Source organism: Chitinophagaceae bacterium (assembly GCA_007695095.1).
Lineage (GTDB): Bacteria > Bacteroidota > Bacteroidia > Chitinophagales > REEL01 > REEL01.
On record REEL01000094.1, the window covers coordinates 1 to 18,884 of the forward strand.

Below are 18,884 nucleotides of genomic sequence, written 5' to 3' on the forward strand. Positions count from 1 at the left end.
ATAATACAGCTAATTGGTCAACTTTCAGTGGAGGACCCGGGGGAGCATCTGTTCCCGGACCGGGTAACACAGCTGTATTTAACGGCAATGGAATTGGAAATTGTAATGTTAATCAGGCAGTTAATGTTGCTCGTTTGATAGTGAATGATACCTATACCGGTACTATTAACCACAATAATTTTGTGTTTACAGTGTCAGGACCTATAGGTGCAGTAATAAATGGAGGGACATTTTCCGGTGGAACCGAAAGAATAAATGTTGTAGGCCCGCTAACTATAGATGGAGGTAACTTTATTTCAACTTCCGACACCTTACGATTGAGCAGTAATTTTTCTTTGTTGAGCGGTTCATTTAATCATAATAACGGTGCTGTAAGGATTACGGATGAAATTACTATTAATGCCACCCCAAACTTAGATTTTTTTGACCTTATTTTACAACCAATAACTGCTAACGCTATATTTCAGCTTAATACCGATATAAATATTTTAAACAATCTTGTTTATAACGGTATTTATGCTATTGCATTTGATGGAGATGACATCTTCCATTTTGGAGACACCTATCTACTTTCATCGAATGCTTCGAATTTAAATTTCGGGAACTCTACTATTCACTTTGTTTCAAGTAGCGACCAAACAATTTTTGGTACGACAGCTCCATTATTAGCAAAATTAGTTAATGTACATATAAACAAACCGGCCGGTTCACTAATAGTTCAGGATTTTGTGAGTTTAGGGTGGGAAAAGGATTTTATGTATACTTCAGGTACACTAACAGGTCCCGGAACATGGTATTTTTTTAGAAATGTTTCTGTTTCCGGTATTCCATTTGAGATAGAAAATGTTGCGTTTTCATCTCAGGGGTCTAACTCATCTCATGCTATCAACACTAATTTTACAATTACTAATGAATTGACGTTAACAGGTAACCAACCTTTAAGTCTAAATTTAGGAACCATCTTTTTAGAAGGAGACTTATTTTTGGAGTATACTTCCGGAAATGGAGGTGGAAGCGGTACCGTAGTTTTTTCCGGAACAGGAAATCAAACTTCAAACTCAGCAGTTGCTCCAGGTATAAGCAGATTGCCAAATGTTACCATAGATAAACCGGCAGGAAATTTAGAGATTATTGGAAATACTTCTATCGCAGGAACCTGGGAGTATGTGCAGGGAGATATTATTGGAAACGGATTCGTGTTTTTTGCATCTGCAAATGATATCAATGGCCCCAATCACATAATCCCGAACATTGGTTTTGCTGCCCGAACGGGTAATGCAACTTTTAATGTAAATGCTGATATAACGGTACCGGGTAACTTCAGTAATGAAGGTTTTAACAGAATTACACTTGAAGGGGGCAATATTTATGTGAGTGGAGATGTATTTATAAACAATACAAGTGCCAGCCCGAATGCGGGTGGTACAACTAATCTGCATATATTGGGTAATACAAATCAGTCTTTCATTAGTACAGTTGAATACTCCAGAGGGAAATTACCCAATGTAATAATAGATAAACCGGCAGGAACTTTGACTCTAAATGATACTATTGCAATTGGTGGAAGTTTTGATTATTTCAATGGAACCGTAGATGCCATAAGCGGAAACTCCTTTGTTTCTTTTCATACATTACCGGGTTATATAAACGCAACTACCGGAACTAATTCACTTTTGTTTAATGATGTAGATATAGAAGGTACACCGGAGATGATTAGTGATTTACATATTAGTAATACGATAAATTTCAGAAACAACAGACTTCGTTTAAATTCAAATCGCTTAGTCATTTTTAATGATGACCCAAATGCTATATTAAGACAAAACGGACATATTGCCAGCGAAACTAATGATATTGCAGGCTATGGTGAGGTAGAATGGTTTATCGGTGATGGAATTCCCGGTCAAACCTATCAGGTTCCTTTCGGAGCCTTGGGATCTACTGCTTTTTTTCCTTTAAATTTTGAAGTAACAAATGCCGGTTCTTCTACAAATGGTTCATTTGTTTTTGCAACTTACCCTACGGATGTTACGCAAAACCCTAATAACAGACCTTTCCCAACGGGAGTAAATAATACAGAAGATTTTACCGGAGCTGAAGCCGCTGAAAAATTTGTTGACAGATATTGGATTATAGAGCCTCAGAATTATACGAGCTTGCCGGAGAAAAATGTCACTTTTACATACAGAGATTCAGAATGGGATGCTATTGGAGGTTCTACAAATAGCATCAATGAAGCAAACTTAAAAGCAGTTAGGTGGGATGCTTCTAATAACTTTTGGACACAACCTTTTGGCACCGTAAATACAGCATTAAATCGGGTTACGGCAAACGGTATAGATGAATATGGAGTATATAGCCTTGCAGATATCATTATTCCTGAATTTAATATTTCTTCAACAGATACTATAATCTGTGCAGGGGATTGTGTTGATTTTTCACCTATTGTTCCGGCTATTTACAGTCCAACAGGTTACTCATGGTCTTTCCCGGGTGCCGCTACAACTTCTTCCACACAGCAAAATCCGACAAATATTTGTTTTAATGCTGCCGGCTCCTATGATGTAATTCTCACTGTGGAATTTCCTAATGGAGAGATTACAACTACTTTCGAAGATTTTATAACCACTTTCCCTAACCCGCTTGCAGATGCCGGAACTTCTCAAACAGTATGTCAGGGAGGTACCGTAACCCTAAACGGAAGCGGTGGGGTTTCTTATAGTTGGAGTCCCGGAAATTTATTGAATGATTCTACTTTGCAAAATCCACAGGCAACAGTTTTTAATACAACAACTTTTACATTAACGGTAACGGATAATAATGGCTGCCAGAATACAGACGATGTTATTGTGAATGTTACTCCTTCTACACTTGATATAGAATTAACAATTATAGATTCTGTCAGCTGTAATGGAGATAATGATGCTACTGTTCAGGCAGTGATTAGTGGAGGTACAGCACCATTTGATTTAACATGGTCAACCGGAGATGTGGTAAATGGAACCACTAACTTAACTCATACTCTAAGTGGTTTAGGTGCCGGAAATTTTGATATTTTTGTTACTGATGCTCAACAATGCGGAGCAACAGATGATATAGACATAACTGAACCGGATTCATTGATAGCAGAAATTCTGAATTTTACTGATGTAAGTTGTAATGGATTAAATGACGGAAGTGCGACAGTTGATATTTCCGGTGGAACAGCCCCCTATGATATTCTTTGGTCTGATATTCAGCAAACTCAAACAGCAACTAATTTAAGTGCCGGATTATATACTGTTGATATTACGGACTTTAATGGTTGTCAAACTACAGCTGATGTAGTTATATCCGAACCGGCTGAGCTTGTTGTTACTGAAGGAGATATTACGGATGTTACTTGTCCGGGAGATAATGACGGAAGCGCCTCGATAATTGTAAGTGGGGGTAACGGTCCTTATGTATATGAATGGAGTGACGCACAAACTGATAGTATTGCTATAAACCTGACAGCAGGTAACTATACCGTAACGGTAACAGATGCCAATCTTTGCGAAGAAATTTTAAATGTTGTAGTTGGTTCTCCGGATCCAATAAACATAAGCGTTTTGGCGACTGATAGTGTAAGTTGCTTTGGTTTGTCTGATGGAAGTGTAACAGTAGATGCAAGTGGAGGTCAAGGTGGATTAACTTATAGTTGGAATGATAGTGGTAATCAGACCGGTGCTACAGCCTCAAATTTACCGGCAGGAAGTTACACAGTAACCGTAACAGATCAGGAAGGCTGTTTTGATACATTAAGTGTTTCTGTATTTGAACCTCTTGCCCTTTCAGCAAGTTTGGTGAGTACTTCAGATTTGACTTGTTTTGGTTCAGATGATGGTGAAATAGAAATTAGTATAACAGGTGGTACTCAACCCTATGCTGTCTTATGGGATGATCCTGCCGGACAAAATACAACTACAGCAACCTCATTGGAAGCAGATACTTATACAGCTACTATAACAGATACGAATGGTTGTCAAACAACTATTTCAGGGACTGTAGCCTCCCCTGATTCTTTAAATGCTCAAATTACCAATCAGGTAAATGTATCTGTGAATGGATTAAATGATGGAAGTGCAACGGTAACCCCGACGGGAGGTGTTTCTCCTTATTCTTATTCCTGGAATACAACTCCTCCACAAGCGGATTCTACAGCTATTGATTTACCGGCAGGCACATATACAGTGACTGTTACGGATGCTAATGGCTGTACAGACACCGCATCGGTTATAATAAGTGAGCCACCACCATTAATAGTTGATGTTACAGATACTGTTATGGTAAGCTGTAATGGTTTTGCTGATGGAAGTGCAACAGTTACTCCGGTCGGTGGAGTGGAACCTTATACATATACATGGAATACTACTCCTGTTCAGAATGACTCAATAGCAGTGAACCTTACAGCCGGAATTTATGAAGTAACAGTGGTTGATGATAACGGAGTTACAGCAATTGTTCAAGTTGAAATTACTGAACCTGATGCAATAAACTTAACTACAATTTCCGAAGATATTAGTTGTTTTGGAGATAATAACGGAGTTGCCGAAGTGGTTCCTTCCGGTGGAACAACTCCTTATACTTTCTTATGGGATAACATTGAGACAACTGCAGAAATAACAAATTTAGCGGGAGGAACTTATACAGTAATCGTTACTGATGCTAATCTTTGTGAAGACAGCATTAGTGTTACTATAGCTGAACCGGCAGAATTAACAGCTTCAACAATAACTGTTGATGACGTTACCTGCTTCGGCTTTAACAACGGCTTAATTATTACTGATATTGAAGGCGGGACCTTACCATATAATTATGATTGGAACCATGACCCGGCATTAAATGACAGTATTGCAGAAAATTTAATAGCAGGAAATTATAACTTAACAGTTACTGATTCTAATGCATGTGTTACAACTTTAAATGTTGATATTAATGAACCGTCTGAATTGATTTTGAGTATTGGAGATATTAGTGATGTTTCCTGTGGAGGTTTAAGTGACGGAAGTGCCTCTGTGATAATTAGTGGAGGTGTTCAGCCTTATTCTCCTGTATGGAATGATCCACCTTCAACAACAGATTCTGTTATAAGTGGTGTGCCTGCCGGTATTTATACTGTGATAGTTACAGATGGTAATGGATGTGTAGATTCACTGGACTTTACAATTACAGAACCACCTGTGTTAAGTGTACAAATTGACAGTGTCTCTGATATTTCTTGCTTTAATGCCGGAGATGGAGTAATTTATTCCACAGTACTTGGAGGTTCTTCTCCATATACTATAGCCTGGAATGACCCGGCAACGCAAGATACTGAAATTGCATCTAATTTAGATCAGGGCACATATACTATCACAGTTATAGACGATAACGGCTGTCAGGCGACAGATTCTGCTTCTATAGCTGAACCGGATGAATTGATAATAAATTTACTTAGTTTGCAGGATATTACTTGTAGTGGCTTTACTGACGGTAGTATTTCAGTCGAAGTGCTGGGAGGAACAGCGCCTTATACATACGCGTGGGATGATTCGGCTTTACAAGATTCCAGTACTGCCGTGAATCTGGGAGATGGAATATATACTTTGACAGTAACAGATGATAACGGATGTACTGAAACTTATACAGACACGATAACTGAGCCACAAACTTTAGATATTGTATTACTTAGTCAGGATAATGTTAGTTGTGGTGGCTTGAGTGATGGAAGTGCAACTATCGGGGTAACAGGAGGCACATTACCATATACTTATTTATGGGACGATGCATCTGCAACAGCAGATTCTATCTTGACGGGAGTACCGGCAGATACATATACAGTTACTGTAACGGATAGTTCCGGTTGTTCGGATACTTTCCAGGTAACAATTACTGAACCGGATCCGGTTGCAGCTTCAATAATCGATAGTACAGATATCAGTTGCTTTGGTGCAAATGATGGCTTTGCTGAAGTTTTAGCATCCGGAGGTTCCGGTATATATACTTATAGTTGGGATGATCCTTTATTTCAGGATAGCACTGTAGCAATAAATCTGGCTCCGGGTGTTTATACGGTAACAGTAACAGATGATAATAATTGTGAAACAACGGCTAGTGTTCAGATTAATGAACCGGATAGCTTAGTGGCATCAATTATAAACTTTACGGATGTAAGTTGTTTTGGACTGGAAGACGGAACCGCTGAAGTGGGGGTTACCGGAGGAACAGGGCCTTACAGCTATGCATGGTTATTAGGCCAAACGGATTCAGTAGTAAACGATCTTGCACAAGGTGCATATACAGTAACTGTCACAGATGCTAATGGATGTACCGATAATGCACAGGTAATCATTAGTGAACCATCAGCTGTTCTGGCATCTATAATTGAAACGCAAGATTTAAGTTGTTTCGGAGCGGATGACGGCTCTGCAACTATTGCTGTTTCAGGTGGTACTACATCAACCGGCTCTTTTACATATCAGTGGAATGACCCGGATGCTCAGTTTGATAGCATAGTTTTCAATTTACCTTCGGGTGCATGGGAAGTAGTCGTTTCTGACGATAATAATTGTACGGATACATTAACGGTTAACATCAGTGAACCCGATAGTATTTTTATAGATGTTCTGAGTATAACAGATGTTAGTTGCTTTGGATTGTCGGATGGTTCTGCTTTAGTTGAAGCTACCGGCGGTATCGGATCTATCGTATATGTTTGGTCTGATCCTGATTTAACACAAGGTTCATTATTGGATAGTGTTTCTGCAGGAATATATACCGTTGTTGCTACGGATAGCAATGCTTGTTCTAATAGTTTGGAGGTAGAAATTCAACAGCCCGGATTTTTTGATGTAGAAATTACTGACTTTGCGGGAGTTACTTGCTTTGGGTTTAATGATGGTTTTGCTGTAGTCACCCCAAGTGGTGGTGTTCAACCTTATACATATGAATGGAGTGATACCCAAACAGATTCAGTCGCTTCAAACTTACTTGCAGGCCAATATACAGTTCAGGTTACTGATGATAATAATTGTACTTTAACAGATACCGTCACTATTCCGGAACCGGATGAATTGACAGTAAACATTGATAGCTTTACAGACATTACTTGTTTTGGTGCTGACGATGGTACTGCTCAAACGCTGGTAAGTGGTGGAAGTCAACCTTATACTTACAACTGGACAGATCCGATGTCGCAAACAACGGCTGATGCAGTTGATTTACCTGCAGGTACTTTTTCTGTTTTCGTTTCTGATTCAAGCGGCTGTCAGGCAAGTAGCTCCGTCACAATTGCTGAGCCGGATGAAATCGTAATCAGTTTAACTAGCAAAGAGGATGTTAGTTGCTTTGGCTTGACAGATGGTTCTGCAACGGTATCTGCCAGCGGTGGAACCGGAACCCTTAATTACAACTGGATGCCGGGTAACTTAAGCGGACCTTCTATTGATAATTTAGCTGCCGATACATATACACTTACAGTAACGGATGACTCAGGCTGTACAGAAACTCTGGAAGTGGAAATTGAAGAACCGGGTGAAATAGTAGCTGATGTGAGCATATTGGAGAACGCAAGTTGCTACGGAGGTCAGGACGGAGAAGTAGAATTAACAGTAAGCGGTGGTGTATTCCCTGTAAGCATTGCTTCTTCAACGGGTGATACTATTCAATTTACTTCAAATTCTACACATGTATTTTCTAATGTTGCTGCCGGTAATTATCTGGTTGTGATAGTAGATAATAACGGATGTACAGCAAACACGAACTTCACTGTTGGAGAAAAAGATAATCCGGATATAACAAATACTATTGTTGAGAATGCCACTTGTAGCGATGAGAATGGGACTATAACAATAGAATTGGGTGGAGCTTCTGCACCATATACCTTTGACTGGTCTCATGATCCGGCATTAAATAACCAGATAGCCGATTTACTGGCAGCCGGTAGTTATCAGGTTACTGTCACTAATGACTTTAGCTGTGATACGATACTTAGCTTTGACATAATAGATGAAGAAGCACCGGTAATATCTGCTGTAGATATGAATCCTTCACTTTGTGGAAATGATAATGGCGTTATTAGCTTAACGGTTGATGGTGGAACCGGAGACTTAAACTATAACTGGGGATCCGGATTAAATAATTCGCCGGTAATAAGTAATTTGGAGCCGGGAGATTATGAAGTAATCATTACAGATGAGAATGGGTGTACTGAAACAACATCAGTTTCGGTTACCGAGATTGATGCACCTTTTGTTAGCTTATCGCCGGCATCTCCTGATACTATAATTCCGGGAGCTAGTGTACAAATTGAAACAGATGTGAACAGTTTCAGCACAGATATAGTATATAGTTGGGAACCATCAACAGGCTTGAGCTGTACTGACTGCCCTGATCCTTTAGCTACTCCTTCAGCAAATACAACTTATGATTTAATTGTAACAGATGTTGAAACGGGATGCTTTACAATAAGTCAATTTGCGATAATAGTAAAAGATGAAATCTTTATACCGAATGCAATCACACCAAATGGTGATGGTATAAATGATAGCTGGAACATAAGAGAACTACGTTTCTATCCCGATAATGAAGTGGTTATTTTAACAAGATGGGGAGATGAAGTTTTCAGAAGAGCTCCTTATGATAATAGTTTTAATGGTACTTACAGCGGTAGAGATTTACCGGAGGGAACCTACTATTATATTATCAGATTAAAGGCTACCGGAGAGGTATTAACAGGCCCTCTAACAATTTTAAGATAATAAAACCAATAAGATGTTTAAAAATATTTTTGCACTAGTTATCGTCTCAATTATTTTCATTTCTGATATTCAGGCACAGCAATTTCCAATATTCAGCCAGTACAGGGAAAATAGTTTTGTATTAAACCCTGCCGTTGCCGGATCCAATGATTATCGTATGATATCATTGTCATACAGAAATCAGTGGACGGGAATAAATGAGTCTCCGCAAACACAAAATGCGACTTTTAGAACGCCAATTCATCGTTCAAATCTTGGTATTGGAGTAAATATTGTAAATGATCAGACCGGACCAACGGGATTTACCGGGATTAATCTGGCGCTTGCATACCATTTGGGTATGACAAAATTGAATCCGTTCAGATATCCTACATTTATCCGTAATAGCCGGTTGTCATTCGGCTTGTCTGCTTCTTTTATACAATATCGCTTAAATGCGTCAGAGCTTTCTTTAGATATGCCTAATGACCCGACTATTTTTGAAAATAATGAATTTCGTTTATTGCCAAATGCCGGTTTAGGGTTTTACTATTATTATAGTGATAATTTCTTTTTGGGCTTTTCTGTACCTCAGGCAGTACCTTATAATATGCTTTTCATAGGAGATGGGGGAGAAGCAACACTAAAAAGAGTAATTCATTATTATACTGTTTTGGGAGGTTCAATCAACTTCGGCACTCAGGATGAGTTTAAAATACAACCAATGGTTTGGTACAGAGCCTTACCAAAGGCACCAAATCAGTTAGATGGTTTGATCCGCTTTAATTATGATGACTTGGTTTGGATAGGCGGTGGTTATCGTACGTCCGGAACAGCAATTTTTGAGGCAGGTTTTATGATTGCCCAGTTGGTTTCTTTGGGCTATTCTTATGATTTGGGTCTGACAGATGTTAGCAGTGTTTTGGGAAGTACTCATGAGATTACACTTTCTTTCCGTTTTGGTGATATTTCTGAATTTCAGCATGGTTTGAGATATTACAGAAGATAATTTATCATCTGTTTCAATAGTTGATTGCTGTGTTAAGTGTTCAAAGTGAAATCTTATAACCAAATGAGAACAGTAAATATCAAACCGGTTTACTTCCTGATGAATGTGTAGAGTTTTAATTCAACCGGTATTGAGTTTATGAAAAAAGTGTTAATACTTGCATATGATTTTCCTCCTTACGTTTCTGTAGGTGGGTTAAGGCCTTTTAGTTGGTTTAATTATTTGTCTGAAAATGGATTGTATCCTGTTGTGGTTACCAGACAATGGAGTAATAAGCATGGAAATTATTTAGATTATGTTTCGCCGGGGTTTTCTAAAGAAGTAGTTGTAGAAGAATCGAATACCGGCACAATCTTAAGATCCCCCTACAAACCTAATTTGGCAAATCGTTTATTATTAAAATACGGTGAAAAGCGGTTTAACTTTTTAAGGAAATTAGTAACTCTGTACTATGAACTGATACAGTTTTTATTTTTCACCGGAACTAAATCTAAGTTGTTTTATGCTGCGGATAGCTATTTGAAAAAGAATAAAGTAGATTTAATTATTGCTACCGGTACCCCACATATACTTTTTAAGTATGCCTCAAAACTGAGTTCAAATTATGACATACCCTGGGTTGCCGACTACAGAGATCCTTGGTCTCAAAGCAGATCCAGAAATACAAATTGGTTTTTAAAAAAGTGGAATCCTTTTTTTGAAAAAAAGTTCTTAAAAAATGTTTCTGAAATAACAACCGTTTCACCTCTGTTTGAAGAAAAAATTAAAGAACTTATTAAGGATAAAAAAATAAGCATAGTTACAAATGGGTTTGACCCTGAGGCTATGGAAAAGGTTAAAAATATAGACCAACAAAGCGAAAAGCTTAAAATAGCTCATGTCGGAACAATTTACTTTTATCATCCTATTGAAAAGTTTTTATCGGCAGTAAATTCTTTTTATGAAAGTAAACTGAATATAGATTTTGAGATTAACTTTTATGGACTTAGTAAAGAAAATGAATTGACAGATTTAATAGAAAAGAAGTTCCCACTATTAAAAAAGGTCGTTTTTGTACACCCTAAATTATCGAACTTAGATCTTTTAAAAGTGATTTCTAAGCATAATATCTTATTATTGTTTAATAATTATGCAAAAATAGGAACAAAGATATATGACTATATTGCATTAAAAAGATTGGTTTTGTTTTGCTTCTCTGAAGAGTCAGTGGAAAAAGTAACTGAATACCCTTACTATATAGAAAGTGATGACCATAAATACAATCCACAGATTGAACTTTTGTTAAAAACAAATTCAGGTTTGATAATTAAAAATTCAAAGGATTTGGTTGAGAATCTCCATAAACTGCATGATGAATTTAAAAGCAAAGGTGAGATATCTTGTAATTCAGTGAATATAGATGAATTTTCAAGAAAAAACCAAGCACGAATTTTAGCAGACCGAATGAAAAGTATTATTTCCACTCACCAAAGTAAATGACGCTTTAACATGACTTACTTTATAAATAATCTTAAGAGATTGTATTCAAATTTAAGGAACTCTGAAGTGCATGTTCAGGCAAAGCTTGATGAAATTAAGCCTGTTCCGGATATAGCTCCTTTTTACGTAAAAAAAATAGATTTAAATAATTCAGATGAAGTGGCTTCCTGGGTAGAAGTTATGAATGATGCGTATGATGATTCAGAAATTAATTTAGAGCAAGCGCTTAATCTGCTGACTAAGCATCATTTTCTGGACGATACAGAAACCTTTTTGGTTTTTGATGAAAATAAAGTTATTGCATCTGTGTCTACGGGTATTTACAGAAGTAATAAGCAATATGGTGGAGTATTCAGGTTATCTGTCAGAAAGGATTATCAGGGAAAAGGCCTGGGGAAATTTATAATTTTGCATGGTTTTCATCATCTTAAAAACAGTGGGATTAAATACGGAGAATCAGTTATTACATCTTATAGAGAAACCTCTATTATCACTCATTTTAAATGTGGGTTTAAGCCACAGTTTGACCCTTTAAAAATTATACACAAAAACTCAAACTACAATAGAAATTTTATACAGCGATTCAGGGCAAACAAAGCCTTGAAAAGTGCAATGAAAATTTATTCAGCTAACTCAAGATAAGTATTACTTTTGTCTTTGATCTTTAGAATCAGCATAAAATACAAATATGAAGAAAAATAATTCCCTGAACCCGGTTGTTGTTTTGGGAGCCGGAATTAACGGTTTAGGCATTATAAGAAGTTTTGAAAAAACCCCGATTCCGGTAATTGCAATGAGTTGGTATAAAGATTATGGTATGAGCTCCAGGTTTTGTACTTATGAAATCTGCCCAAATCCTCTGCAAGAAGAGCTTTTAATAGATTTTTTAGTAGAATACGGTGAAAAAAGTGAACAGAAAATCATTCTTTTTGCAACCTCCGATCTTTTTTTAATGCCTGTTATTAAGTATAAAGAAAGGCTTACAGAAAAGTTTATCATTCCTGTCTGCGATTGGTCAAAATTATCCCCTCTAATTGAAAAAGAATTTTTGTATTCCTTTGCTGACAAACATGATATTCCAAGTCCAAAGACAATCATCGTTAAAAACATAGCAGACTTTGATGGAATTGCCGATAAAATGATGTTTCCACTTATTATTAAACCTTCCGTTAATATCACTTTTTCTCAACAACTCGGTGAAAAGGCTTTTATAATAAGTGATAAAAAAAGCTTAGAGGAGCTTATAAAAAAAATAGCAGCAACAGATTTGTGTAAGGATGGTATTGTTGTTCAGGAATACATACCGGGAGAAGTCACTGATTTGTACACTATTACCAGTTATGCAAATAAAAACAGTGAAATTATTGGTTACTCAATTGGTCATAAAATAAGGCAATACCCCCCACAAACAGGAACTATAGTTTCCGGAAAAATTGAACATGTAGAAGAAATTTATACAAATGCCGATAAGTTGATAAAAGCCGGTGGTTTCTATGGAATTTCTAACATTGAATTTAAAAGAGATGCAAGAGACAATAGTTATAAATTAATGGAGATAAACCCGCGTACAGGCGTTTGGAACTCATCGGCTCTGGCATGTGGGGTGAATTTGCCATTAATGGCTTATCGGGACGCTTTAGGAGAAAAGGTGGAAAAAGAATTTAATAAAGAAGCCAAATTGGTATGGCTCATTTTGCCTTTGGACTTTTATTATGCACTTTGGGGTTATAAAATAAAAGGATATCCGGAAGCATCAATAAGCTTCAGGCAATGGTTACGCTCTTTAAAGGGTAAAAAAGTAGAAGCAACCTTTAAGTGGAATGATTTTATCCCTTTCTTTAAAGGACTTTTATTGAAATTCAGATAGGATATGAATTCTAAAACACAGATATACTGCTTTCACAGAGTTTCGGATGAGTTTTCGCCGGCTTATCCTCCCATGCCCGTAGATGTCTTTAAAAAAGTTTGTAATTATATCGACAGAAACTACCTCGTAATACCCATTGAAGAAGTCAAAAAGGATTTCAGTTCCAAAAAAATGCGTGCTGTAATTACCTTTGATGATGCTTATTATGATTTCTATGAAAATGCACTTCCCATATTATCTGAGCTAAAAATGCCCGCTATACAACACGTTATTACTCACTCAGCGGATACCGGTGAAAGTTTTTGGACTCAACAACTAAATAAAATTATAGAGACATATTATTTTCAAAAGAAAAAACTTTCTATACCTGATTTTAATATTGAAGTTTTGCTGAATAATCCGGCAGAAGTTAAAAAAACAGCTATCAATGTATATTTAAAGCTATTGAATTTAAAGGATAAGGATAAGTATATCAAAGAAATGGAGTCGGGCTTAGATGAAAAAGTCTCTTTTACAAAAATGATGAATTGGAAAGAAATTAATGATTGCCTAAACTATGGAATTTCGATTGGTTCACATACACATACACATCCAACCTTGACTGAATTAAGCAGCGAGCAACTTCATTTTGAACTGCAGCATTCAAAGAAAATGATACTGGAAAACACAAATGTTGAAAATTGTCATTCGATTGCCTACCCAAATGGCCGGTATAATGAGGAGGTAAATAAAATTGCGGAAAGTTGCGGCTATAAATTTTTGCTGACAACAGAAGCCAAATCTGTAGAAAAGTCAGAAAAAGAAAACCTTTTACCAAGATTTGATTTGTACAATAACGAGTGGTGGAAACTAAGGTTAAGGTTATCTGCCTATAAACTTTTGTATTAGGCGTATTTTATTGAATATTAAGAGTGTTTTACCTCAAAGTTCTCTAAGTATTTTACAATCGTATATTTAATTATTATAAAACTAAATTTAACGGACTAATAATTATCTTTGGGGCTATAAAGTGCATCTATGAAAATTGCTGTTTTAGGAGCAGGTAATGGTGGTCAGGCAATGGCCGGACATTTTTCACTTCTCGGTTTTAAAGTAAACTTATACAATAGGAATATTACTAAAATTAGAGAAATACAAAATACAAAAGAGATTCGTGTAATTGGTGAAATTAACGGTCTGGCATCAATTGATATGGTTACGGATGATATAGAACTTGCCGTAAGAGATGTTGATTTAATAATGGTTACGACTACGGCAGATGCACACAGCGATATAGCAAATAAATTAGCCCCTTTTTTAAGAGATAATCAAATAATTGTACTCAATCCCGGTAGAACTCTTGGAGCAATTGAGTTTTCACATATAATAAGAAAAAATTCAACTAAAAAAGTCTTTATCGCTGAGGCACAAAGTCTGATTTACGCTTGTCGTATTGAAAAGCCGGGGGAAGTAAAAATAATTGGAATAAAGGACCGTGTCTTTTTCTCAGCATTCCCGTCTACAGATACAGATTATGTTATAGAAAAATTAAATGCTGTTTATAATTGTTTCATTAAAGTAGAAAATGTATTGGTTACCAGCCTGGAAAATATTGGCGCCATACTCCATCCGGCAGTAGTTTTATTAAATGCTGCAGCAATTGAAAGAGGTAATTTGTTTTACTTTTATAATGATATGACTCCTTCTGTTTCAAAATTTATTTCAGACCTTGACAGGGAGCGACTTATGGTAGGTGATTCTTTTGGTATAAAACTCCATTCTGTTTCAGATTGGGTTTCTTATGCATACGGAAAAGTTAAAGGGGAAAATTTAAATGAAAAAATGCAAAATAATCCGGCTTATTATAAAATTCAGGCTCCTGATAAGTTGAATAGTCGTATGTTGATGGAGGATATTCCAACCGGTGTTTTGCCGATAATTGAACTCGGAAAATTATGTAACTTAGAGCTCCCGCTATTAAATGGTGTTTTGCATATTACGCAATCTGTATTGAGTTGTGATTTTCGTTTAAAAGGTAGAACATTGGAGAATATAGGCCTTGGGAATATTTCAAAAGAAGAGTTGCTAAAAATTTTATAAAAATGCATATTAAGGTAGACCATAATGAGGTTTTTGGTTTCATAAGACCATTTCAGGATATTCATTCATTAGGAATGTCAACAGTCGGAAGGTTGCTGGAAGATTGTGGATTTACCGTACATCAGGGCGATGGAGAAATAGCAGAGGCAATTTCCAGAATAGCAAAAGCCGAAAACATTTCTCTGCTGTTGAATTGGATAAATAAAAATAGGATTACCAGACTGGGATTTAGTTATCGATTAGACCCTCAGGATGCAAGGGTAAACTTCGGCAGAGTTTTTCACTTACTGAAAGACTATAAAGCTTTTTCTAATCAGGGCGGCTTGTTAAAGCAAGTTTATTTTGCCGGATTACCGGAAGCATGCAACGCTATTAAAAATGAATACAATCAGGAAATTCCTGTTTTTTATGGTGATGAAACACAGCTTGAAACTTTACTTAAAATAGGTATACCCGAACACAAAATTCCCAAAGAGATATATCAGGGCTCTAAATATGATGATGATTTAATGGCTTTTGCCGAGCAATTTATTGCTTCCGGACAGCATCATTTTTTTAATCCGCCTAAAAGAGAAACCTATCCCAATTTCGGGACTTTGAAAGATACATTAGCTGAGCGGGTGCGCTATAATAAAGAGGCCAAAAATTTACCACTTACGAGGGTACATGTGGGGCCTTACAATCCCAAATATAATGAAGCCAAAAAGGAGTTTAATTCCTGGTTAAAAAACCTTTCTGAATCCGGGTTTTTAGATATAGTTTCTGTAGGATCTTCTCAATTAAGTCAATCAAACTTTGGAGAAGAATGGGGCGATAAACCCAATGGAGGAGGGGTTCCCATAAATTCAGAAAAAGACCTGAGAGATATTTGGGAAGCTTCAAGACCTATGCTTGTAAGGACTTATGCGGGCACAAAAAATATACCTGAACTGGCAAAAATCTATGAAAAGAATATAAATATTGCCTGGCATGCGCTTTCATTATGGTGGTTTAATCAGATTGACGGCCGTGGTCCTTACCCGGTTAAGAAAAATTTAGAGCAGCATTTTGAAACTTTAAAAGTTATTGCAGCTAGTGGCAAACCTTTTGAGCCGAATATTCCACATCACTTTTCTTTCAGAGGCGGAGATGATTATTCTTATGTGCTTTCCTCCTATCTGGCAGCGATTGCTGCAAAGAAACTTGGGGTAAAATATATGGTTTTACAGGTAATGCTGAACACTCCAAAATCTACCTGGGGAGTTCAAGACCTGGCAAAAGCCAAAACCTTAATTAAGTTGCTGAGAGAATTGGAAGATAAAAACTTTAAAGTATTCCTTCAGCCCAGAGCCGGATTAGATTATTTTTCTCCGGATCTCGAAAAGGCCAAAATACAGCTTGCAAAAGTTTCGGCAATGATGGACGATATTGAGCCTGATAATGTTACAAGTCCCGATTTAATACATGTGGTGAGTTACTGTGAAGCCGTGAAGCTTGCAACTCCACCATTTATCAACGAAAGTATACAAATTACGTTAAGTGCAATTGCAGAATACCGAAAGCAGAAAAAATCCGGATTAGTGGATGATATGAAGCAAAATAAAGAGGTGATAGAAAGAACAGATGACCTTTATCGAACAGTAAAGTCTATAGTCGGAATTTTGGAGAAAAATATTCTTGATTTGTATACGCCCGAAGGCTTTTATCAGGTTTTTAAAAAAGGAGTGATGCCGGTTCCATATCTTTGGGAAGGAAGAGAAGAGTTTAAAAATGCAATTAAATGGGACACCCGATTAGTTGATGGTTCCGTAAAAGTTGTAGATGAAAAAGGTAAGCCGGTCGAACCGGTGAAAAGGGTGGAGAATCTTTTTAAAAATTGATTTTGAAAATGCTTTATGTAAAGCAAGCTTGCATATAAATTTTATTGAGTCATTAAAAACCCCATACAGATGATTTCAAAAGATCAGCAGACTTTGTTTCGTTCTCAATTGTTTCGTCACCTGGATGGGATAGTTACTATTCCAATTGCAGTGGCTTTGTTTAAGGCGGGTGTAACAGATTATATTTTAGAGAAAAAGAAGGTTACCCTTTCAGAATTAACGGATAGGTTTAAAGCTAATGAAGGTTATCTGAATGTGGCTTTACGTACTTTTTGCTCACAAAATTGGCTACAGCAAGAAATAAATCATAGAAATGGTGAAATTCATTTTACAACGAATGAACACTCAGCTTTTGCCTTTGGATTAATTTCAAAATATGAGCAAATTGCAAAAATGCCGGCTCTGTTCAATCAATTGTTTAAGGCAGATAGCTTTAGTAATGAAATTTACCATACACTGAATTCTTTCTTTAAACAATATGAATTAGGCTTTTCTTTACCGAAAGCTAAGAACACTAATGAAGAAATGATTTTGGAACAAGTGTTTTTTCAATTGGAAGGGGCTATTGCAGGACCTCTGATTGTAAAACTTGGGATGGGAGATTTGTTTCATAAATACTTTATGGAAGCCTCATTTAGAGCAGAAGAATATCATGAGGATGCCGATAATTTTAAGCACATACTGGATTTCTTTACTTCTATTGGTTGGTTTTACAAAAAAAATCAAACATATCAATTCACTGCAAAAGGTTTATTTTTTGCAAAAAGAGCCAGTTCTTATGGAGTTACCGTTTCGTATTTGCCAACATTTGCCAAATTAGACGAGCTCATTTTTGGAAATCCTAATGTTTTAAAGAGCGGAGATGGTCAGGAGGAACTTCATGTTGACAGAGAAATGAATGTTTGGGGTAGTGGCGGAGCACATTCCGGCTATTTTAAAAATATAGATGAAATCCTGATAGATTTATTTAACAGGCCGATTAGTGAACAACCGAAAGGAGTATTGGATTTGGGTTGCGGTAACGGGGCTTTTTTGATACATATTTTTGATGTTATAGAAAAGAGAACGTATCGCGGGAAAGTACTTGATGAACATCCTTTACTTTTGGTAGGAGCAGATTATAATCGCTCAGCTTTAAAGGTGAGTAGAGCAAATCTTATTAAAGCAGATATTTGGGCAAAAGTAGTTTGGGGGGATATAGGTAAGCCGGATTTGCTTTCGGCAGAGCTAAAAGAAGATTATAACATTGATATGTCAGAGTTGCTAAATGTGCGAACCTTCCTTGATCATAACCGAATTTGGGAAGAGCCTGAAGTGATTACTGACAGAATTAGTACTTCAACAGGGGCTTTTGCTTCATCAGGAAAAAGAATTAGTAATAACAAAGTTGAAGATAGTTTACTGGAACATTTTAAAAAATGGCAACCATACATCAAAAAGTTTGGCTTATTATTAATTGAATTACATACCTTAAATCCTGAAATCACCTCAGCTAATATTGGGAAAACTCCGGCTACGGCTTACGATGCTACTCATGGATTTTCTGACCAATACATACTTGAAGCAGATGTGTTTTTGCGCATAGCTGAAGAAGCCGGGTTAAGACCTGATGAGCGTCTGATGGCAAAATTTCCCAATTCAGAACTGGCAACTGTAACAATAAATTTATTTAAAGGTATTTAAGCCAAGCGGATTTTCCTATGGGCACAGCCAAATCAATCAGGCGTATATCTATATCTTGAATCAGGAAAAACACCATAGCAAAAAAACGTTCAAAGAAGAATATATAGAGTTTTTGGATAAATTTGAGGTACCTTATGAAGATAGATTTCTTTTTGATTGATTAAAGTGAA

The 18,884-nt window shown here is 36.6% G+C and carries 9 protein-coding genes and 1 pseudogene; all 10 read left to right on the plus strand.

Annotated features, from left to right (window positions below):
• On the plus strand, nucleotides 1-8,759 hold an 8,759-nt coding region (locus EA412_05685; GenBank protein ID TVR79783.1), incomplete at its 5' end, for a hypothetical protein.
• A 13-nt stretch (nucleotides 8,760-8,772) separates the two neighbouring features.
• Nucleotides 8,773-9,747 carry a type IX secretion system membrane protein PorP/SprF gene (locus tag EA412_05690; GenBank protein TVR79784.1) on the plus strand — a complete coding sequence of 325 codons (975 nt, stop codon included), beginning with the start codon at nucleotides 8,773-8,775 and terminating at the stop codon, nucleotides 9,745-9,747.
• 138 nt (nucleotides 9,748-9,885) lie between these two features.
• Nucleotides 9,886-11,226 (plus strand): hypothetical protein, encoded by a 1,341-nt coding sequence (locus tag EA412_05695; GenBank protein TVR79785.1) that lies wholly within the window; start codon nucleotides 9,886-9,888, stop codon nucleotides 11,224-11,226.
• A gap of 9 nt (nucleotides 11,227-11,235) precedes the next feature.
• Nucleotides 11,236-11,868 (plus strand): GNAT family N-acetyltransferase, encoded by a 633-nt coding sequence (locus EA412_05700; protein TVR79786.1) that lies wholly within the window; start codon nucleotides 11,236-11,238, stop codon nucleotides 11,866-11,868.
• Nucleotides 11,869-11,914: 46 nt separating this feature from the next.
• Nucleotides 11,915-13,093, plus strand: coding sequence for a hypothetical protein (locus EA412_05705; GenBank protein TVR79787.1), 1,179 nt, complete (start codon nucleotides 11,915-11,917; stop codon nucleotides 13,091-13,093).
• A 3-nt stretch (nucleotides 13,094-13,096) separates the two neighbouring features.
• Nucleotides 13,097-13,981: a polysaccharide deacetylase family protein gene (locus EA412_05710; protein ID TVR79788.1), complete on the plus strand. Its 885-nt coding sequence runs from the start codon at nucleotides 13,097-13,099 to the stop codon at nucleotides 13,979-13,981.
• A 129-nt stretch (nucleotides 13,982-14,110) separates the two neighbouring features.
• Nucleotides 14,111-15,172 carry an NADP transhydrogenase subunit alpha gene (locus EA412_05715; GenBank protein TVR79789.1) on the plus strand — a complete coding sequence of 354 codons (1,062 nt, stop codon included), beginning with the start codon at nucleotides 14,111-14,113 and terminating at the stop codon, nucleotides 15,170-15,172.
• 2 nt (nucleotides 15,173-15,174) lie between these two features.
• The gene (locus tag EA412_05720) at nucleotides 15,175-17,031 is read left to right on the plus strand and encodes a cobalamin-binding protein (GenBank protein TVR79790.1); all 1,857 of its coding nucleotides are present in this window, start codon (nucleotides 15,175-15,177) and stop codon (nucleotides 17,029-17,031) included.
• A gap of 69 nt (nucleotides 17,032-17,100) precedes the next feature.
• A complete protein-coding gene (locus EA412_05725) occupies nucleotides 17,101-18,714 on the plus strand; it encodes a class I SAM-dependent methyltransferase (protein TVR79791.1) in 1,614 nt (537 codons plus the stop codon).
• Nucleotides 18,715-18,763: 49 nt separating this feature from the next.
• Nucleotides 18,764-18,874: pseudogene (locus tag EA412_05730) on the plus strand (transposase).
• Nucleotides 18,875-18,884: the final 10 nt, after the last annotated feature.